At 50.1% G+C, this 21,492-nt stretch carries 18 protein-coding genes; all 18 read right to left on the bottom strand.

The window, feature by feature from the left end; translation table 11 throughout:
• Positions 1 to 52: 52 nt before the first annotated feature.
• Complete coding sequence (argJ, locus tag B2067_RS00100) at positions 53 to 1,276, bottom strand: bifunctional glutamate N-acetyltransferase/amino-acid acetyltransferase ArgJ (RefSeq protein WP_301387096.1); 1,224 nt, start codon at positions 1,274 to 1,276, stop codon at positions 53 to 55.
• A 17-nt stretch (positions 1,277 to 1,293) separates the two neighbouring features.
• Complete coding sequence (secA, locus tag B2067_RS00095; protein ID WP_301387095.1) at positions 1,294 to 4,032, bottom strand: preprotein translocase subunit SecA; 2,739 nt, start codon at positions 4,030 to 4,032, stop codon at positions 1,294 to 1,296.
• Positions 4,033 to 4,148: 116 nt separating this feature from the next.
• A complete protein-coding gene (locus B2067_RS00090; protein WP_301377034.1) occupies positions 4,149 to 5,078 on the bottom strand; it encodes a peptidoglycan DD-metalloendopeptidase family protein in 930 nt (309 codons plus the stop codon).
• A gap of 173 nt (positions 5,079 to 5,251) precedes the next feature.
• Positions 5,252 to 6,160, bottom strand: a complete 909-nt coding sequence (gene lpxC / locus B2067_RS00085) for a UDP-3-O-acyl-N-acetylglucosamine deacetylase (RefSeq protein ID WP_068436112.1) — start codon at positions 6,158 to 6,160, stop codon at positions 5,252 to 5,254.
• Between the two features lie 85 nt (positions 6,161 to 6,245).
• The gene (ftsZ, locus tag B2067_RS00080; RefSeq protein ID WP_068439466.1) at positions 6,246 to 7,409 is read right to left on the bottom strand and encodes a cell division protein FtsZ; all 1,164 of its coding nucleotides are present in this window, start codon (positions 7,407 to 7,409) and stop codon (positions 6,246 to 6,248) included.
• A 62-nt stretch (positions 7,410 to 7,471) separates the two neighbouring features.
• Positions 7,472 to 8,707, bottom strand: coding sequence for a cell division protein FtsA (gene ftsA / locus B2067_RS00075; RefSeq protein ID WP_297532440.1), 1,236 nt, complete (start codon positions 8,705 to 8,707; stop codon positions 7,472 to 7,474).
• Complete coding sequence (locus tag B2067_RS00070) at positions 8,707 to 9,387, bottom strand: cell division protein FtsQ/DivIB (protein WP_301387094.1); 681 nt, start codon at positions 9,385 to 9,387, stop codon at positions 8,707 to 8,709. Before B2067_RS00070 ends, ftsA begins: the two co-directional genes overlap by 1 nt.
• Positions 9,388 to 9,475: 88 nt before the next feature.
• Complete coding sequence (locus B2067_RS00065) at positions 9,476 to 10,402, bottom strand: D-alanine--D-alanine ligase (protein ID WP_076513636.1); 927 nt, start codon at positions 10,400 to 10,402, stop codon at positions 9,476 to 9,478.
• Positions 10,399 to 11,820: a UDP-N-acetylmuramate--L-alanine ligase gene (murC, locus tag B2067_RS00060; RefSeq protein WP_273092257.1), complete on the bottom strand. Its 1,422-nt coding sequence runs from the start codon at positions 11,818 to 11,820 to the stop codon at positions 10,399 to 10,401. Before murC ends, B2067_RS00065 begins: the two co-directional genes overlap by 4 nt.
• A gap of 22 nt (positions 11,821 to 11,842) precedes the next feature.
• Entirely contained in the window at positions 11,843 to 12,913 is a 1,071-nt protein-coding gene (gene murG, locus B2067_RS00055) for an undecaprenyldiphospho-muramoylpentapeptide beta-N-acetylglucosaminyltransferase (protein WP_301387093.1), read from the bottom strand.
• Positions 12,906 to 14,069 (bottom strand): putative lipid II flippase FtsW, encoded by a 1,164-nt coding sequence (gene ftsW, locus B2067_RS00050; protein ID WP_068439673.1) that lies wholly within the window; start codon positions 14,067 to 14,069, stop codon positions 12,906 to 12,908. Before ftsW ends, murG begins: the two co-directional genes overlap by 8 nt.
• On the bottom strand, positions 14,066 to 15,433 hold the full coding sequence (gene murD / locus B2067_RS00045) for a UDP-N-acetylmuramoyl-L-alanine--D-glutamate ligase (protein WP_301387092.1): 1,368 nt from the start codon (positions 15,431 to 15,433) through the stop codon (positions 14,066 to 14,068). Before murD ends, ftsW begins: the two co-directional genes overlap by 4 nt.
• Before the next feature lie 20 nt (positions 15,434 to 15,453).
• The gene (mraY, locus tag B2067_RS00040; protein ID WP_068439669.1) at positions 15,454 to 16,536 is read right to left on the bottom strand and encodes a phospho-N-acetylmuramoyl-pentapeptide-transferase; all 1,083 of its coding nucleotides are present in this window, start codon (positions 16,534 to 16,536) and stop codon (positions 15,454 to 15,456) included.
• A 2-nt stretch (positions 16,537 to 16,538) separates the two neighbouring features.
• Positions 16,539 to 17,900, bottom strand: coding sequence for a UDP-N-acetylmuramoyl-tripeptide--D-alanyl-D-alanine ligase (locus tag B2067_RS00035; RefSeq protein WP_301387091.1), 1,362 nt, complete (start codon positions 17,898 to 17,900; stop codon positions 16,539 to 16,541).
• On the bottom strand, positions 17,890 to 19,362 hold the full coding sequence (locus tag B2067_RS00030) for a UDP-N-acetylmuramoyl-L-alanyl-D-glutamate--2,6-diaminopimelate ligase (protein WP_301387090.1): 1,473 nt from the start codon (positions 19,360 to 19,362) through the stop codon (positions 17,890 to 17,892). Before B2067_RS00030 ends, B2067_RS00035 begins: the two co-directional genes overlap by 11 nt.
• Entirely contained in the window at positions 19,359 to 21,077 is a 1,719-nt protein-coding gene (locus B2067_RS00025) for a peptidoglycan D,D-transpeptidase FtsI family protein (RefSeq protein WP_068435295.1), read from the bottom strand. Before B2067_RS00025 ends, B2067_RS00030 begins: the two co-directional genes overlap by 4 nt.
• Positions 21,077 to 21,328 carry a cell division protein FtsL gene (gene ftsL / locus B2067_RS00020; RefSeq protein ID WP_068435293.1) on the bottom strand — a complete coding sequence of 84 codons (252 nt, stop codon included), beginning with the start codon at positions 21,326 to 21,328 and terminating at the stop codon, positions 21,077 to 21,079. Before ftsL ends, B2067_RS00025 begins: the two co-directional genes overlap by 1 nt.
• Positions 21,325 to 21,492 (bottom strand): 16S rRNA (cytosine(1402)-N(4))-methyltransferase (gene mraW, locus B2067_RS00015; RefSeq protein WP_301387102.1); only part of this gene is annotated, 168 nt, incomplete at its 5' end. The genes mraW and ftsL, both read right to left, overlap by 4 nt.

Here is a 21,492-nt window from a genome sequence, read left to right as displayed (position 1 = left end):
GACCGCCACGGCAACAGCAACATGTACTTGTTTCATAGACTAAACCGCTTAATCAGGAACGATAGTCGGCGTTAATTGAAACGTATTCGTGCGACAGGTCACAGGTCCAGAGACGCTCATTGACGTCGCCGCGTCCAAGTTGAATTCTGATGGTGAACTCAGACTGTGCCAGAACGGCTGCACCTTTTTCTTCGGTGTAGCTATCGCAACGTCCTCCGTCTTCAACGATCTGAACATCATCCAGATAAATCTGTACTTTATCGAGATCGAAATTCTGAACACCAGAGCGTCCGACGGCGGCCAGGATACGTCCCCAGTTTGCGTCAGAGGCGTATAACGCGGTTTTTACCAGGGGAGAATGCGCGACAGTGTAAGCGACATCTAAAGCTTCTTTCTGGCTTGCAGCGCTCTCTACGTCGATAGTGACGAACTTGGTCGCGCCCTCGCCATCACGCACAATAGCTTGCGCCAATACGCGGAAGACTTCTTCCAGTGCAGCAAATACGGCTTCCCCCGCTTTACTGCCTTCGTCGCTGTCATCTACAACAACGCCAGACTGCCCGGTTGCCATCAACATACAGGAGTCGTTGGTGGAGGTATCACCGTCGATAGTGATGCGGTTAAAGGACTTATCTGCCAATTTACGCGCCCAGTCTTGCATCACCGCAGCCGGAATTTTTGCGTCCGTTGCAATAAAACCAAGCATGGTCGCCATGTTCGGCATGATCATACCCGCGCCTTTTGACAGGCCAGTAATGGTCACGGTTTTGCCGTCGATTTCAATCTGCTTGCTGTAGCCTTTAGGCAGTGTGTCTGTGGTCATAATGCCACGACCCGCACGTGCCCAATTGGCTTCGGTAAGATTCTCCAATGCCGCTGGAATACCGCGTTCGAACGCTTCCATATTCAATGGCTCACCGATCACACCGGTCGAGAATGGCAGAACCTGTTCAGGGGTAACGCCTGTGGCTTTCGCCAGCATCTCGCAAGACAACTCAGCGTTTTTAAAGCCCTTAGGGCCAGTACCTGCGTTCGCGTTACCGGTATTGATCAACAGGTAACGTGGGCTCGCCTTTTCAAGATTGCGTCGGCAGATATGCACAGGAGCCGCACAGAATGCGTTGGTCGTGAATACCCCCGCGACTTCCGTGCCTTCTGCCAGTTCGAAAATCACCATGTCGTCGCGGTCTTTCTTACGAACTCCCGCTTGGGCAACGCCCAGACGAACACCTTTTACAACTGCAAAGTCTTCAAAAACAGTGAAATTAACGGCCATTTTCGATCAATCTATCCTCAGGCAATTTTGCCGTGGCAATGTTTGTATTTTTTACCCGAACCACAAGGGCATGGATCGTTGCGACCAACCTTGTCGCCTTCGCGAACAAAAGGTTTAGCCTGGTCTTCACCTTCTGCAGCTGGCGCATCATCGTTGCCCAATGCAGAGTCAGCATCTTCGTGCTGGAACTGAGCGCGTGCAAGCTGGGCTTCAGCTTCGAGACGGCGACGCTCTTCTTCTTCTTTGATTTCTTCTTCGCGGCGGAGACGAATATGGCTCAGAACACGAATGGTGTCGTGTTTAATGTTCCGCAGCAGCTCTTCGAACAAACCAAAGGCTTCACGCTTGTATTCCTGTTTCGGGTTTTTCTGCCCGTAACTGCGCAGGTGAATCCCCTGACGCAGGTGATCCATAGTTGCGAGATGTTCTTTCCAAAGATTATCAAGCACCTGAAGCATCATCTGGCGCTCAACCTGACGCATGGTTTCGGCACCGATAACGGCTTCTTTTTCCTGATACGCTTTATTGATCTCGTCGAGAATACGCTCACGGAGATTTTCTTCGTATAACTTGGTGTCTTCGTCCAGCCACTTCTGAACTGGCAATTCGATAGCGAACTGAGCCATCAGGTGACGCTCAAGACCTTCGATATCCCACTGCTCTGCCAGGCTCTGTGGCGGGATATAATCACTGATGGCTTCCTGCACAACATCTTCACGGATGTTGCTGATGACATCAGAAATATCGCCCATTTCCATCAGGTCGTTACGCTGACCATAGACAACACGGCGCTGGTCATTGGCAACGTCATCATATTCAAGCAGCTGTTTACGAATATCGAAGTTGCGTCCTTCAACTTTACGCTGCGCCTTTTCTACAGCATTGGTCACCATACGGTGCTCGATAGATTCACCGTCTTTCATGCCCAGTGCCTGCATCATGTTACGCATGCGGTCAGACATAAAGATGCGCATCAGGCTATCTTCAAGAGACAGGAAGAAACGCGTTGAACCTTTATCACCCTGACGACCAGCACGACCACGCAGCTGATTGTCGATACGACGGGATTCATGGCGCTCAGTACCAATGATGTGCAGACCACCGGCTTCAAGCACCGCATCATGGCGCTCCTTCCATTCCGCTTTAATACGCTCAATCGTTGCAGGGTCAGGGTTATCGAGAGCATCAACCTCAGATTCCCAGTTACCACCAAGCATAATGTCGGTACCACGACCGGCCATGTTAGTTGCGATGGTTACCGCTCCCGGACGACCCGCATCAGCGATGATCTGAGCCTCACGCTCATTTTCTTTCGCGTTAAGAACGTTGTGCTCAACCTTAGCTTTCTTGAGTACACCAGAGATGTATTCTGACGACTCAATCGAGGCGGTACCGACCAGAACAGGTCGACCCTGAGCGGTAATCTCGCGAATTTCTTCAACGACTGCATCGTGCTTCTCACGCTGAGAAGCATAAATCACATCGTTATAGTCAATACGCTGAACCGGACGGTTGGTCGGAATAACAACAACATCCAGACCGTAAATCTGATTAAATTCGAACGCTTCGGTGTCCGCTGTCCCCGTCATACCAGAAAGCTTGTCATACAGACGGAAGAAATTCTGGAACGTCGTTGAAGCCAGCGTCTGGCTTTCTGCCTGAATCTTCAGACCTTCTTTCGCTTCTACGGCCTGGTGCAGACCTTCACTCCAGCGACGGCCTGGCATGGTACGCCCGGTGTGCTCATCAACGATGACCACTTGCCCGTTCTGAACGATGTAGTCGACGTTTTTCTGGAACACGGCGTGCGCTTTCAGGGCCGAATGCACATGGTGCAGCAGACTCAGGTTACCCGCAGAATAAAGACTGTCACCTTCCTGCAGAACACCGGCATTCGTCAGCATTTCTTCTACGAATTCATGACCTTCTTCAGTCAGTTCTATAGAACGGCTTTTCTCATCTACAAAGAAATGCCCGTCAACTGGCTGGCTGTCATCTTCGGATGCTTCACCCTGACGCAACTGAGGAATCAGCTCGTTGATCTGGCGATACAGTTCTGAATGGTCATCCGCCGGACCAGAGATAATCAGTGGCGTACGCGCTTCATCAATCAGGATCGAGTCGACCTCATCCACAATGGCAAAGGCGAGGTCACGCTGAACTTTCTGCTCTTTGGAGAACGCCATATTGTCGCGCAGGTAATCGAAACCGAACTCGTTGTTGGTACCGTAAACAACGTCACACTCGTATTGTGGTTTCTTGTCCTGTGGCGCCATGCCCGGAACGACCGTGCCTACGGTCATACCAAGGAATTCAAACAGTGGACGGTTCCAGTCTCCATCACGGCGAGCCAGATAGTCGTTCACGGTCACAACGTGAACACTCTTACCCGTCAGCGCGTTCAGATAAGAAGGCAGTGTCGCTACCAGGGTCTTACCCTCACCGGTACGCATCTCGGCGATACGCCCTTCATGCAGCGAGATACCACCAATCAACTGGACGTCGAAATGGCGCATCCCCATTACGCGGCGACTGGCTTCGCGACAAACAGCGAATGCTTCGGGCAGGAGATCGTCCAGCGACTTACCTTTCTGGATAGCCTCGCGGAATTCGCCTGTTTTTGCACCCAGCTGCTCATCGCTGAGTGCTTTCATGCCTTCTTCGAGCGCGTTGATGCGGGCGACGATCTTGCCCATACGTTTGAGTTCACGGCTGTTCTTACTGCCGAAAACTTTGCGGAAAATGTTACCAATCATGAGGTTGTGTCTGTCCGTAAAATATTCTGGTACGACGATGCCCGGGCATAGCGTAAAGCAAAGTGCTAAAGGCTACTGAGTTGCCGGGGTGTTGACAAGATGGGAGAGGGTTTTATTCAGCGAGGACGTCGATGAATGTAGGCAGCAGGGTCGACGCTGCGTCCGTTTTTGAAGACTTCGAAGTGTACATGCGGACCAGTTGAGCGGCCAGTACTGCCCATCAGTGCAATCACATCGCTCTTGCGAACGATATCACCGACACTGACTTTGATCTCTTTACAATGCGCGTAACGGGTTTTGTAGCCGTTACCGTGGTTCACTTCGACCAGATTACCGTAGCCGTAGCGTGGACCTGAATATGTGACAACACCTGCCGCCACTGCGACGATGTCAGAGCCGTCTTTACCGGCAAAGTCGACACCTGCATGCCACGCGGAACGACCTGTAAAAGGGTCCGCACGGTAGCCATAACGCGATGACATCCAGCCTTTAGTGATCGGTCGCCCTGCGACGAAGGTATCTTCGCTAAGTTTCTGAGCTGCGAAGAGATCATCAAGGATATCGAGCTGCTGCTCGCGGCTGGTAATACGATCTGCGAGTTGCTGAATCGCGTTAGAGATTTCAGGAACCTGATAATTGCTCTCTGGTGCAGCAATAGGACCACCCACCGATGGGGCAACACCAAAATCAAATTCGTCTGTTGGCAGGCCAGCAGAATCAACCAGGCGTTCGCCTACCGCATCAATACGCATAACACGGCTCTGGATTTCAGCCAGCCGCACAGTAAGCGCAGCCATTTCCTGCTCTGCAGAATGCCTTAAAGCCTGCAGCTCTTCACGCTGCTCTACGAGATCGCGCTCCCAGGCTTTAGCGGCATCTGGGGCCAAAGCCATATCACCACTCAGGCGCTCAGCAAGCCAATAGCCCGCAGCACCCATTGCCATAGGCAGGGCAAACAAAAGACCCAGTAACAGGTGTTTCACCGTACTGGTCAGTTTGATATTTCTCGATTCACCGTGGCGACGGCCAACAATAATAATGTTCATGGATACAATGACTACTGAATCTGTACCTTACTCTGGCTTTTGCCACCTTCTGGATTTGCAAATCTTAAAGCTGCAAATACAAGTAAGGCCATATCATAAACCATCCTGTTAGCGATGATTACATGAGTATGGCCTCGATAAACAATGAAACAAGCCAGATTTGTGTACTTACGTTAACCAGCAGCAGGTCTCATGTAAGTGATTGGCGAGGTTTCTGTATCTGTAAACTCAACAAATTCCCAGGCATCTTCCTGCTGAAGCAGCTCACGCAGGAGTCGGTTGTTGAGACCGTGACCAGATTTATGGCCAACAAACTCACCGATCAGGCTGTGACCAAGAAGGTAAAGGTCACCAACCGCATCCAGGATCTTGTGCTTAACGAACTCGTCGTCGTAGCGCAGACCATCTTCATTGAGTACACGATAATCGTCTACAACGATCGCATTTTTAACGCTACCTCCCAGAGCCAGGTTCTTAGAACGCATGTACTCCAGGTCTTTGGTAAAGCCAAATGTGCGAGCGCGGCTAACTTCTTTGACGTAAGAAGTCGATGAGAAATCAAGACTGGCAGTCTGAACACTCTGGCGGAAAACAGGGTGATCAAAATCAATCTCGAAACTCACTTTGAAACCTTCATAAGGCACAAATGAAGCGATTTTATCGCCTTCACGCACCTCAACTTTGCGCTTGATACGAATGAACTTCTTCGGTGCTTCCTGCTCAGCAATACCCGCAGATTGCAGCAGGAACACGAACGGGCCAGAACTACCATCCATAATAGGTACTTCCTGCGCGCTCAGTTCAACGATCGCATTATCAATACCCAAGCCAGCCATTGCTGAAAGCAAGTGCTCAACTGTATCGACTTTCGCGTTATCTTTGACCAGCGTTGTAGACAAGGTGGTTTCACCTACCTGCAAGGCAGTCGCTGGAATGTCGATGATCGGATCAAGATCAACGCGGCGGAAGATAATGCCACTATCCACCGGGGCAGGCTTCAGCGTCAGGTAAACTTTCTCACCTGAGTGCAGCCCCACGCCGGTCGCGCGGATGGTGTTATTAAGAGTGCGTTGTCTTATCATCGGACATTCCTGACATTATTGAACATTTATCGTACAATTGCCGTGTATTATACCAGCAGATTACTAACACGCCAGTGTGCGTTTGTTAATCAGCCTGGCGACGCAAGAATGCTGGGATGTCGAGGTAGTCCATATCCGGGTTCTCGCCTGAGTCCAGCTTCCGAGCTGCGTTGCCCGCCTGACGGCTAACCGTCGGACGATCAAGCTCACGATAGTCTGAAGAGGTTTCAGGTGCACGGCTCTGAGCCGTGTTATCGACAACCTTTGTCGGCTTTGGTTCCTCAACTACCTGAGATTCCCCCAAACCAGTCGCAACTACAGTCACACGCAGCTCGTCTGTCAGGTCAGGATCAATCACTGTACCGACAACAACAGTCGCGTTTTCAGAGGCAAACTCTTCAACCGTCTCACCCACTTCACTGAACTCACCCAGTGACAGGTCAAAGCCAGCAGTTACGTTTACCAGAATACCTTTGGCGCCACGAAGATCGACATCTTCTAACAGTGGGCTGCCGATGGCTTTTTCAGCGGCTTCGCGTGCACGGTTCTCACCAGTCGCACTACCGGTGCCCATCATCGCTTGTCCCATTTCAGACATAACAGTGCGTACGTCTGCAAAGTCGACGTTGATCATACCTGGACGGGTAATCAGATCGGCGATGCCCTGAACCGCGCCCTGAAGGACATCGTTCGCCGCTTTAAAGGCATCAAGAAGAGAAGTACCTTTGCCCAGAACGGAAAGGAGTTTCTCATTTGGAATAGTAATCAGGGAGTCTACATGCTCAGAAAGCTGTTCGAGGCCCTGACCAGCGATTGCCATGCGCTTTTTCCCTTCAAACGGGAATGGCTTGGTTACCACCGCTACGGTAAGAATACCGAGTTCTTTTGCAACTTCTGCAACTACTGGAGCACCACCAGTTCCGGTGCCGCCTCCCATACCTGCAGTAATGAATACCATGTCTGCTCCACGCAGAGCTTCTGCGATACGCTCACGGTCTTCCATTGCCGCTTCACGGCCAACGTTCGGATTCGCACCCGCGCCCAGACCTTTGGTCAGGCCGTTGCCCAATTGAATTACTGAACGAGAATCAACATTACGCAGCGCCTGAGCATCTGTGTTAGCGCAAATAAAATCGACACCATCAATCTGGCTTTCGACCATATGCTGAACAGCGTTACCGCCGCCACCACCAACACCGATTACTTTTATTACTGCATTCTGCTGCACATCATCTGCAAGCTCGAACATATCACCTTCTCTTGTATGAGACATAGCATTATCTCCTATTTTCCGCGCGAGTATATTTAATATTAAAAATTATCTTTAATCCATTCTTTTATGCGGCCAAATGGATTTTTTTTATCTTCCTGAACCACTTTATTTCGGGATTTTTTATATTCCTGTCCGGCAGCATATAAAAGCAACCCAACCGAGGTGGAATAAATCGGATTATCTATCTCTCCTGACAGGCCGGAAACACCCACAGGACGAGCAAGACGAACTGGCATATGAAAGATTTCTTCGGCCAGTTCTACGACACCTTCCATTTTCGAAGTGCCACCTGTAAGGACAACCCCAGCGGCAATAAGATCCTCAAAACCACTGCGTCTTAATTCCGCCTGAATCAGGGTAAACAGTTCGTCGTAACGAGGCTCAACAACTTCAGCTAAAGCCTGACGGGAAAGATCCCGTGGCGGTCTGTCTCCCACACTGGGCACTTTTACAGTTTCGTCCGCTTTGGCTAATTGTGTAAGCGCACATGCATACTTCATTTTAATTTTTTCGGCATGCTGAGTAGGCGTGCGCAATGCCATGGCAATGTCATTCGTTACCTGATCACCGGCGATTGGAATAACAGCAGTGTGACGTATTGCACCTTCAGTAAAAATTGCGATATCCGTTGTGCCACCACCGATGTCCACCATGCAGACACCAAGCTCACGCTCATCGTCAGTCAGTACCGAATAACTCGATGCCAACTGCTCCAGAATGATGTCGTCTGTTTCGAGGTTGCAGCGCTGTACGCAGCGCTCAATATTCTGAATAGCGTTGACTGACCCTGTCACGAGGTGCACCTTGGCTTCGAGGCGGACACCTGCCATGCCAACAGGTTCTTTAATTCCTTCCTGGCTGTCGACGACATATTCCTGGGGCAGGACATGCAGGATCGACTGGTCCTGCGGTATCGCTACAGCTTGCGCGGCATCAATAACTCGCTCGATATCCATCGGTGTTACTTCCCGATCTTTTACTGCAACAATCCCGTTAGAGTTCATTGAGTGAATGTGACTTCCAGCGATGCCTACATAGACAGAATGGATAGTACAACCAGCCATCAGTTCGGCTTCTTCAATCGCACGCTGAATCGAATGAACCGTAGATTCGATGTTCACTACGACGCCTTTTTTCAGACCGCGACTTGGGCAGCTGCCAAGACCAACAACTTCAATATTGCCGTCGACGTCTACTTCACCAACGATCGCGACGACTTTCGAAGTTCCTATGTCCAGCCCGACCAGCATTCGCTTCTGCTGCGTTGTGCTCATCAACCTTTCTCCTGCTCAGTACGCCACTGAATCGCAGCGCCTTTTCCGTATCTCAAATCAACTGCACTGACTTCGTCAGCAGGCAGCCCTGTTAGTAATTTCTTCAGCCTCAAGGCTCTCTTCTCAAGATGAGCGCTGCCAATAAAAACATCCCACTCATTGCTTAAGTGAAGACTCATCGACCCTGTATCAGAGATATCAAGGCGTTGAATTTTAATATTACTGCCACCCATTACCTGCTGTACTAAACGGAAGCTCTTAATGGATTCGTCGAGATATTCGTCATTTCCATCTATAGCCGCCAGTTTATCGACGTTAAAATGCTCAGGTATCGACATTAAATCGCCATTAATTCCAATTATTTGACTCCCATTCCAAACCGCCATGGGAATATCCTCAGATACATTAATTTCAATACGATCTGGCCAGCGTTTTCTGACCTGTACATTGTGTATCAAAGGCATATTTAAAATACTGTCATATACCGAATTAAGATCCGCAGAATAAAAGCCATCTCCAAGCACCCAACTGACCTGATTTTTAATATCATCAGGTGACCAGACAACCAGATTTCCCTTTACTTCGATCCTTTCAATCAGCCACTGATCCATCATCTGGCGTCCACCAAAGAACAAACCAAGTAGAACAACGGGTAGCACCGCCCAGCCAAGCGTATTCACCGATATCCACTCCGGCAACCTGAGCTGAATTTTCCGCTTAGGCTGTTTTTCGACCTTTTTCGTAGCGCCGCGTCGTGCTGCTGCCTTCTTAGTGGCCATGACGCTCCACCGCTTCCGCCAGCAGGCGAGTTACCAACTCAGAAAAGTCCATACCTGATGCCTTTGCTGCCATGGGAACCAGGCTGTGATCTGTCATACCCGGGCTTGTATTGGCCTCAAGTAACCAGAAAGCACCATCAGCATCCTGCATTACGTCAATACGTCCCCACCCGGCTGCGCCAAGCACATCAAACGCTTTGAGTGCGAGGGACTGAAGCGCTTTCTCTTCGCTTTCACTCAAGCCACATGGCAATAAGTATTCAGTATCGTTCGACTGATATTTAGCGTCGTAGTCGTAGAACTCGTGGGAAGTACGCAACTGAATCACGGGCAATGCTTCACCATCGACAATAGCCACTGTGAATTCGCGCCCTTCAACCCAGCGCTCCGCCAGCACAAGACCATCGTATTCACTGGCAAATTCATAACTTGATTTCAGATCTTCTGCATTGTGCACGCGCCGCATACCAATACTTGAACCTTCGCGGGCGGGCTTAACAATAGCGTTAGCATCAAGAGCTTCATTGATCGCTACCCAGTCTGAGCTCGCATCTAATAAATAGGCATTTGGCGTCGGTAACTGAGCCGCCATCCAGATCATTTTTGTGCGCCACTTATCCATTGCGAGAGCCGACGCCATGACGCCACTGCCTGTGTATGGTTTATCAAGCCACTCAAGCACACCCTGAATAGTTCCGTCTTCTCCGCCACGGCCATGCAAAGCGATAAAGGCAACATCAAAATCCAGTTCAGTCAGCTGACTGATGGCATGCCCTTGAATATCGACACGAACAACGTTGCCCCCCACACTCTCAAGTGCATCAGCAACGGCATTCCCGCTACGTAATGAAACCTTCCGCTCCGCAGAGGTGCCGCCCATTAATACGGCAATTTTTCCCAGAGATTCGATGCTCACGCGTCAACCTCCTTTAACCAGTCACTCAGGTTTTCAGCGATATTTACCGCGATACCGCCAATGTCGCCGGCGCCCTGAGTTAACAAGAGATCGCCGGGGCGAAGTATTGTCTGCAGAGGTGTTTTGAGCGATTCATCGCGCTCAATAAATACCGGATCAACAGGACCGCGCTGACGGATAGTGCCGCACATTGAGCGGCCATCAGCGCCTGCGATCGGTTTTTCGCCGGCCGGATACACTTCCATCAACAGAAGCGCATCGGCATCACTGAGAACACGAACGAAATCTTCATAGAGATCACGGGTACGTGAGTAACGATGGGGCTGAAATACCATAACCAGACGGCGATCCGGGAACCCTTTGCGAATAGCATCAAGAGTGACCTCAAGTTCACGAGGATGATGACCGTAATCATCTACCAGCATGACATCGCCATCTCCCAGCGGCACAGTACCGTTTATCTGGAAGCGGCGACCAACGCCTTCGAATTGTTCCAGCGCACGTACAATTGACTGCTCATCAACACCTTCATCTTCGGCAACAGCAATCGCTGCAAGCGCATTCAGAACATTGTGTTTTCCCGGCATCCGCATACGAACTGAAAGAGGTTCTTCTTTACCCGAGCGATGAACATTAAAACTGGTGAATATACCGTCCTGCTTGAGATCTGTAGCACGATAGTCTGCATCATCGGAGAAACCATAGGTTGTTACCTGACGGCTCAGGCCTGGCAGAATACTTCTGACATTGTCGTCATCAATGCAAACAACAGCGAGACCATAGAAAGGTAAGTTGTGCAGAAACTCAACAAAGGTATTTTTTAGTTTCTCAAAGTCACCGCCGTACGTGCTCATGTGGTCGGCATCAATATTAGTGACTATAGAAACCATAGGTTGCAGATGAAGGAAGCTCGCATCACTTTCGTCTGCTTCGGCAACCAGATAACGGCTTAATCCAAGACGGGCATTCGCACCAGCGCTATTCAACTTGCCACCAATAACGAACGTAGGGTCAAGTTTTGCTTCAGCGAGTACAGAGGTCACAAGGCTGGTTGTTGTGGTCTTACCGTGTGTTCCGGCAACTGCAATTCCATGACGGAAACGCATCAGCTCAGCCAGCATTTCTGCACGACGAACAATCGGTACCCGGCGCGCAAGTGCAGCGCTTACTTCGGGGTTTGACTCGTCAATCGCGGTAGATACTACGAGTACATCTGCTTCGCTGATATTCTCTTCTTTGTGACCAATAAAAACTTCTGCACCAAGAGTCTGGAGACGCTGAGTTACGACAGAGTCTTTCAGGTCAGACCCTGTAATCCGGTAACCCTGGTTCAGCAGCACTTCAGCAATACCGCACATACCAGCACCGCCAATGCCCACAAAATGGATTACTCGAATCCGGCGCATTTCTGGAATCATATTCACTAAATCTGAGGGGTGTTTATTGCTCACGTGCAAACCTCCTGACCTGCTCAACAACTTTCTCTGTGGCATCGGTCATAGCTAACCCACGAGCTTTAATCGACATATCGCGCAACAAAGCACGATCCTGTTCGAGCTGTAACCATTGCTGCGACAACCAGTCAGGCGTCAATTCGTTCTGTTGACGAATGATCGCAGCACCTTCTTTTTGCAGGTACTGAGCATTCACTGTCTGGTGATCATCAACGGCATACGGAAATGGAACGAAGATGGCAGCGCAACCCGCCGCTGCGACTTCTGAAACAGTGAGTGCGCCAGAACGGCACACAACAAGATCAGCCCAGGAATATGCAGCAGCCATATCGTCAATAAAAGCCGTGACTTCGGCTTCAACACCTGACTCAGCATACATAGCCTGTACTTCATCGATATTTCTTTTGCCAACCTGGTGACGTAAATCCGGGCGCTGCTCTGGAGAAAGCATGCTCATGGCTTCGAAAACCGAATTATTCAGGGCAACGGCACCAAGACTGCCACCGACCACTAACACACGTAATCTGCCTTCATGGAATTCACGCACATCAGGCGCAGGAATCTGAGCGACTTCATTACGAACCGGATTTCCGGTGACAAGTGCACCATCAAGAGCTCCCGGAAATGCCTGCATAGTAACGGCCGCAAAGCGTTGCAACAGCTTATTAGTCATACCCGCATATGCATTCTGTTCATGGACCAGGAGAGGAATTCCCTTCAGCCAGGCCGCAATTCCACCAGGCCCTGTCGCATAACCACCCAGTCCGACAACCGCAAGCGGCTTTATTTTACGAATAACCGAAAGCGCCTGAGCGACCGCTTTCATTATTTTAAGTGGAGCACCGATCAAACCGAGCTTCCCTTTACCGCGAAGCCCCGCAATATTAATCGTATGTAAAGGAAATCCATTAGCAGGCACGAGGTCCGCTTCGATGCCGGCGGATGTTCCTAACCAATGGATTTCATATCCCTGCTCTTTTAGCGCATGGGCAACAGCAAGTGCCGGAAAAACATGACCACCGGTTCCCCCTGCCATCATGAGGACCACTTTACTCACTTTCGTCCTCCTGTTCTGATTGATTCCCCTGACGTGCCAATTGAGTTTCATAGGTAACTCGCATGACAATACCCACCATGGCGCAGCACATCATTAAGCTACTACCGCCGTAGCTGAAGAAAGGCAGAGTAAGGCCCTTGGTCGGAAGGAGGCCTGTATTTACGCCGAGATTAATAACAATCTGCAGCCCAAGAAGCGCAGCAAGACCGGTAGCCACGTACGAGGCATACATCAGCCCCTGCTTCTGTGCTTCCCAGGCGATATTCCAGATACACGCAACCAGATAGCCCAGCAAACCAAGCGCAACCAGTCCGCCAATCAGACCCGTTTCTTCAGCCCAGATCGCAAAAACAAAATCGGTATGTGCCTCGGGGAGATAAAATAGTTTTTGAACACTTTCACCAAAACCAACCCCAAATAACTCGCCACGACCAAACGCGATCAATGATTGTGTCAACTGATAGCCCGTACCGTAGACATGTTCAGGCGCCCATGGGTTGAGATACGCAAGCAGACGATTAACCCGATAATCTTCACTTCCCACAACCAGTACACCAATCACAATGGTGGCAAACGTCAGCAGGAAAAATTGCCCGGCCTTAACGCCTCCAAGGAACAGCATGATCATGGCTGCTCCAAGCAAAACTACGACGGCACCGAAGTCAGGCTCCATAAGTAAAAGGCCAACCATCGCACCTAAAATACCCAGTGGTTTCAGGAAGCCCGACCACTGACTTTTCACTTCATCTTCCCGACGCACCAGGTACCCGGCGACATAAAAAACTGCGCCGACCTTCGCCAGCTCTGAGGCCTGAATTTTAATAATGCCCAGATTCAACCAACGCTGACTGCCGTTTACCTCGTGGCCAATACCCGGCACAAAGACCAGTATCAATCCGAGTATGCCGGCAAGAAGCAGCAAGCCATCGAACTTAGCCCAACGTGCCATAGAAATCTGAGAAGTTGCGAACGCGACTGCGATTCCAGCAGCAAGATAGACAGCATGTCGAATTGCGAAATATGCAGGATTACCCGTGTAGTCCTCAGCAATACCTGTCGATGCCGAGGCGACCATCAACCAGCCAAGTACCAACAAGGCTAGCCATGGGTAAAATAATGAACTGTTCTGTTGCCAACGGAGTGCATCCATATTCATGACAATGCCTCCACACAGCTGCGGAAAAATTCACCGCGATGAACGTAATTGCGGAATTGATCAAAGCTTGCGCATGCGGGCGAAAAGAGCACGGTATCCCCTGCAGCGGCATTCTCACTCGCTGCAGCCAATGCCTCGGCCAGAGTATTGAATACACCGTTTACCACTGTCGCTGGCAGCGCAGATTGCATAATCGCCCGGTCGGCACCGTAAAGATAAACACCGGCCACCTGCTTCTCGCAGGCAGCTGCCAATTCCGCAAACGTCTGACCTTTGCTTTCGCCACCGGCAATTAACCAAAGGTCACCCGAGGTAACTGGCTCAAGGCCCTGAATCGCAGCAACGGTAGAGCCTTCATTAGTACCTTTTGAATCGTTGATGTATTCAACGCCCTTCAGTAAGGCCACATGCTGGCAACGGTGGTCGAGGCCTTTGAAGTTCTTCAAGCCAGTGAGACATTTTTTCAGATTAATATTCAGATCTGGCTTCAATGCGTCGATGAAGGCCAGAGCAGCCAGCGCATTAGCAACGTTGTGCATACCTCGAATGGAAAGCTCCGACGCTTTAATCAAACGCTCACTACCATGTGCCAACCACAATTCATCGCCCTCGTAGGTAATACCGAAGTCGTTGCTGGCCGGACTATGTAGAGAAAATTTTGTGGAAGACTCAGGTACAGACAGCGCCGGTAATGTATGGTCATCATCACCGTTAATCACTGCATGCTTAGCATTCTGAAAAATACGCTGTTTGGCTCTTTCATAATCAGCCATACCAGCATAACGATCCATGTGATCTGGCGAGATATTCAGGATACCCGCGACTTCAGCCCCCAGATTCCGCGTAGTTTCTAACTGAAAACTCGAAAGCTCCGCGACATAAACATCAATATTGGCGGGTTCTGTCAACAGATCCAGAACGGGAACACCAATATTCCCACAGGCTGCCGCTTTTACTTCTGCTGCGTTCAGCATATCCGCTACAAGACTGGTGACCGTGCTTTTGCCATTAGAACCGGTAATCGCGATCACTGGCTGGGTGCGATGCTCTGCAAATAACTGAACATCTCCAGAAATAGTGACTCCGCGCTCAGCCGCAGCAATAAAAACCGGAGTATTTACATTAATTCCAGGGCTGACCACCAATTCATCATACTGTGAGAGCGTTTCGACATCCGGGAGTCCCAAAGCAATTCCGACGCCCGGAAACTCGCTTCGGATGCTCTCAATGGTTGGTAGCTCAGTTCGTGTATCACACAGGCTGAATTTATAGCCACGGGACTGACAGAAACGCGCACACGACAACCCAGTCAGCCCAAGGCCAACGATGAGGTAGTGTTTAGTGTTCACGGTTGCTGTCGTCATTTCAGTTGATACCTTCGCTATCAGCGAATTTTTAACGTTGCCAGGCCGATCAATACCAGAATGATGGTAATGATCCAGAAGCGCACAATGACACGCGGTTCAGGCCAGCCTTTAAGTTCAAAGTGATGATGCAGTGGCGCCATACGGAAAATACGACGGCCGGTAAGCTTGAATGAAGCAACCTGCAGAATGACCGAAACTGTTTCTGCCACAAAGATACCGCCCATGATGAAAAGAACGATTTCCTGTCGGATAACCACTGCAACAATCCCCAATGCCGCTCCGAGCGCCAGAGAACCTACATCCCCCATAAATACCTGAGCCGGATAGGTGTTAAACCAGAGGAAGCCGATACCCGCACCGACAATCGCCGCACAGAATACTGCAAGCTCACCAGAGTCAGCGATGTAAGGAATGTGCAGGTAGTCTGCAAAGTTAACGTTCCCTGCGAGATAGGCGCATACACCCAATGCTGCAGCCACCATCACTGTCGGCATAATGGCCAGACCATCAAGACCATCCGTCAGGTTTACCGCGTTACTGGAACCGACCACCACAAAATAAGTGAGCACAACAAACATCAGTCCCAGCTGTGGCATAACGTCTTTAAAGAATGGAACAACCAGCTGAGTTTCCTGCGGAGACTGTGCGCTATAGAAGAGATATGCACCGGCAATCAGTGCCAGAACCGACTGCCAGAAATACTTCCAGCGACCAGGCAGACCTCGGGAATTTTTTTCCACAACTTTGCGGTAGTCATCCACCCAGCCAATCGCACCAAAGGCCAGTGTAAGAATCAGCACTAACCAGACGTAACGGTTCTCGAGATCCCCCCAGAGCAATGTACTCAGGGCAATAGACAACAGAATTAATGCACCGCCCATGGTTGGCGTGCCCGCTTTACTGAGATGAGATTTAGGGCCAACCTCACGAATCGCCTGACCAATCTGATATTCGCGTAATTTTCGAATAACTATCGGCCCTAAAAGCAGCGCAACCGCAAGCGCTGTACCTACTGAAAATATTGCTCTCAGCGTCAGATAAGTTACCACGCCGAATCCGGAGTGGTACTGTGCAAGCCATTCACCCAGCCATAGCAACATAGTCAGTCTTCCTCTTTATCTGCCAGCGAACGAACCACCTGATCCATTCCTGCACTACGGGACCCTTTGACCAACAAGGTGTCGCCGCTTTTAGTTGTTTTTGTTAGAAATTCAGTAACGGCTTCGCGGCTTTCAAACCAGTGTCCGTTGTCACCGAATGCCTCTACCGCCGACTTGCTCAAAGCGCCAGTCGCTACAAGGCATTCAATATTCTGATCCTTCGCATAGCTCCCCACCCGGACGTGCATTTCAGTCGCAGCATCGCCCAGTTCACCCATGTCTCCCATGACCAGTATTCGCCGGCCCTCTGCCAGTTTAAGAACGTCTATAGCAGCGCAGAAAGACTCAGGATTTGCGTTATAAGCATCATTAAAAATAATCTGACCTCGCTGACCCTCGCAGCGCTCAAGACGCCCTGCAACAGCAGCAGACTGCTCAAGTCCTGCTTTGATTTCGACTGATGAAAAGCCAAGGCTGGATGCTGCGGCAGCGACAGCCAATGCGTTACGAACGTTATGCAAACCAGACAGCGAAAGAGAAACAGAGACCGACTCGTCTGGAAGCACCAGGGTAAACTCACTTCCCGTCAGCGACTCACAGATATCTTTAGCAGTAACATCAGCTCTATCGCTGAAACCAAAAGAGATAACGTTGAGAGCAGTCGCACGACTCAGCCATTGAGTGAAATAATGATCGTCGGCATTGAGTACCATGGTGCCCGATGGCGTCACGGCATCAATTAACTCGCCCTTGGTCAATGCAATATTGTCAATCGAGCCAAACCCTTCGAGATGCGCAGGCACCACGTTGGTCAGAATGCCAACTTCAGGGCGGGTAAGGCGTGCGGTATAGGCAATTTCTCCCACAGCACTGGCACCCAGTTCAATCATTGCAGCCTCATGCTCCGGCTGCAGGGACAACAGAGTCAGTGGGGCTCCGATATGATTATTCAGATTGCCCTGTGTAATCAGGGTCTTATATCGTTGATTTAATACTGACCCCATCAATTGCTTAACGGTTGTCTTGCCAGCGCTTCCGGTTACTGCAACGACTCGCCCATTAAACTGATCACGATGCCACGCTGCGATATCCGCCAATGCAAGCAGAGTGTCTTTTACTTTTATCTGAGGCAGATCAACGGCCAGCTCGCGTTCAGTCAGCATTGCCAGAGCACCGGCTTCACGAGCATTTTCAGCAAAGTTATGGCCGTCGAAACGATCACCCTTCAGAGGAATATACAGGCTGCCTTTCTGGATAGTACGAGTATCAGTAGAGACCGCCAGACATTGTCCGTGAGCACCTTCTGAGAGCAGTTCTCCACCCGTAATTTCTGCAATTTCTGCCAGAGAAGGATTACGAAGCATATCCACCTCCAGCGCGTTGGTAACCTAGTGACAGCAACACTGCTTCATCACTGTAATTATGCTTAACGCCCATGATGTCCTGATAATTCTCATGACCTTTCCCCGTAATCAACAGAACACCATCTTCTGGTGTGGCTTCGATAGCAGCAGTAATCGCCGCAGCTCGGTCATGTATATACGTAAAATCCGACGCGTCTGGAGAATCAGAAACGTCGTTAAAAATTTGTTCCGCAGATTCAGTACGGGGATTGTCATCTGTCAGCCAAACGTTATCAGCCAAAGATGCGGCACTAGCCATAGGCGCCCGTTTAGTTCTATCACGATCACCGCCGCATCCAAAGACAAGGGATAACGTTTTACTCAATGGAGCGAGACTTTTTATCGCAACGCCAATAGCATCCGGCGTATGGGCAAAATCGATAACCGCTTTGCAAGCACCCGGTTTCGTGTAAAGCGCCATTCGACCGGCTACGGGTTGTAGAGTTTCAGCTTTAATCAACAAATTACCGAAATCTTCACCAGTCACAGCCAACGCGGTAACAGCAGCAGCCAGATTCGCAACGTTAAACTCGCCGAGAAGTGGTACGTAAACATCTTCCGTTCCCCAAGGAGTCTGAAGTTCCGCTTTCATGCCATCCGCTGTAGCGACTACCTTATGAAAAACCACATCCGCACTGATGTTTTTCTTAGAAGAAAGTGTCAGATAGTGATGACAGAGAGTCGGCATACTGATCAGACGAGCACCATACTCATCATCAATATTTATAACGGCCGATCTCGCTTTATCTTTATCAAAAAGTGCTGCCTTTGCGGCAAAATAGTTTGCCATATCACCGTGATAATCGAGATGGTCCTGGGTAATGTTAGTCAACACCGCAACGTCGAAAATTAACCCAGCAACACGTCCCTGATGCAGACCATGCGATGACACTTCTAGCGCTGCTGAATCAGCACCAGATTGTGCAAACTGATCGAGCAAACGGTACACAACACATATATCAGGTGTCGTATTTTTCGTTTCTTCGAAATCAGGAAAAAAGCCATTACCCAGCGTACCGATTACGCCACAGCATTTACCGCTAGCAGCAGCCAGCTGAGCGATAAACTGAGTAACGGATGATTTTCCATTTGTGCCCGTCACGCCGTATAGAGTCAGCGACTCGTAACCCGGATAGCGCTTCTTGAGCCAGCCCGGCAATTGCTTTTCTAATTCAGATACCGGGAAAACCGGTACGTTTCCAGCTTCACAACGGAACATTTCTGCATTTTCAGAAAAAATAGCGACTGCGCCGGCTTCAATTGCAGCAGAGATAAATTCCTGTCCGTGAGACGAGTGTCCCTTACGCGCAATAAACAAGTCGCCGGGTTTGATATCTCGGCTATCGGCATGGATGTGATTAAATTCCCGATCCCACTCAGGTGGCATAAACATGGTACCAGCGGTTAATTCAGAGATTTTCATCTTGAACCTCCAGCAACCTGCAGCCATTCATCTTCAACCGGAGCATCCGGTATTACCTGACGTAAGCGTAAAGCCTGCTCCATAACGCGGGCAAAAACCGGCGCCGCAACTTCGCCGCCGTAATACTCTTTCCCCTGAGGTTCATCGACTATGACGACCAGGACAAGCTCTGGGTCCGAGATCGGGGCAATACCAGCGAATACCGCAGTGTATTCAGAATCTTCATAGCCTCCACGACCCACTTTATGAGCGGTACCAGTCTTTCCGCCAACCAGATAACCCTCAACAGCAGCACGCTTACCGGTTCCTTTCGGACCAACAACTGTGCCCAGCATATCGAGTATCTGGCGTGCGGTTTTCTCTGACATAACGCGCTCACAGGGCTGTTGACCCACTTGCGACATCAGCAAAGAAACATGCTCGCGACAGCCATCGGTAAAGCTGGTGTAGGATTCTGCAAGCTGTAACGGAGATACGGAAAGACCGTATCCATAAGATACGGTCGAAAGGCGAAGGTCATCCATTTGTTCGGGGTAAGGCATACTCCCCACGGCTTCCCCTGGAAAGCCCAATGTGCCGGGGCGCCCCAGGCCAGCGAGATCGAAAAACTGCCACATAGAATCTGCGCCGAGATCCTGTGCTAATTTCGATACGCCAACGTTACTTGATTTAGTAATAATTCCCGTAAGGTCCAGCTCACCATAATTACGATGGTCACGAATCGCTTTTCGCTTAACTCTGATCCAACCCGGAGAGGTATCTACTTTGGTACCTGGTGAATAGCGGCCACTTTCGATGGCGGCGGCCACGGTGAAAGGTTTCATCGTTGATCCCGGCTCAACCAGGTCAGCTACCGCACGATTACGCATATTGCCCGGTTTAAGATCCGCACGATTATTCGGGTTGTATGATGGCTGACTGACAAGTGCCAGCACTTCACCAGTTTTTGCATCCAGCATAACTGCGCTGCCAGCCGTCGCTTTATGTGACTGCACCACCGCTTTTAATTCACGATAGGCAATATACTGCAGACGCAGATCGATGGTCAGTTGCAGGTCATGGCCCGGCTCAGCGACTGCTTTTACACCAAGCTGTTTAATAACATTGCCATAAAGATCTTTTACGACCTGACGGGACCCTTCTTTTCCAGACAGGTAGTCATCAAAGGCAAGTTCAAGACCTTCCTGACCTTTGCCGTCAATATTAACCAGACCCAGCGTATGAGAAGTAACTTCAGCGGCAGGATAGTAACGACGGTAATCAGTATCGCCATATAAACCGGCAATTTTTTTACCGAGAACACGAGAGGCAATTTCAGGCTCAACCTGACGCTTTACGAAATAAAAACTACGCCCCTGACGCTGCGCACGTTCGACACGACGTTTCAGTTCTGCGGCATTAATCTCAAGAAGAGGGGCTACCTGAGATAATTCCGAAGTATTTACTTGCTGAGGGTTTACCCACAGCGTAGTGACAGGCGTACTGACTGCCAAAGGTTCACCGTGACGATCTACTATCATTCCACGAGAGGCTGGCTGAACTTCACTGCGTACGGTTCTTTTTTCGCCCTGCTCAAACAGGAACGGCTGCTCCACTGTGTGTAACATAACCAGGCGCGCAGCAACAACGAAAAGCAGAAGAGCAAACGCACCCAGCACCAGCGCGAAGCGCCAGCGTTGAATACCTTCTTTCAACTCTTGTTGTTCATGTGCCATCAGCGGAAAACCCGTGTGTGTTCTGGTTCTTTCATACCCAGACGCTTACGCGCCAGCGTGTCTATTCGTCCATGTGCCGTTAGTGTGCTTTTTTCCAACACCAGACGACTGTGCTCCTCTGCCATTGCCTGACGTTCAGCATCAGCTTTTTGCCATACCTGTAGTAAATCCCGGTTCCAGGTAACGACACTTAACTGCGATATTGCAGATATAAGCACCGCGCCCCAGAGCACTGCACTTCCCCATGTCATGCCAGGCGCTCAGCGATTCTCAATACCGCACTGCGAGCGCGTGGATTACGATCTATTTCATCCCTGTCCGGCATAATTGCCTTGCCGATTTTTTTCATTGTTTTGCCGAGCTGATCTTCCATTACAGGCAGGCCCGGTGGTAATTCCTTTCCCTTTTCCTGCGC

Origin of the sequence: Thalassolituus sp. UBA2590, from assembly GCF_002339775.1 — a bacterium.
Classification (GTDB): domain Bacteria; phylum Pseudomonadota; class Gammaproteobacteria; order Pseudomonadales; family Oceanobacteraceae; genus Thalassolituus.
Note: the sequence above shows the minus strand (reverse complement) of the source record. Positions and strands in the feature narration are given on the sequence as shown.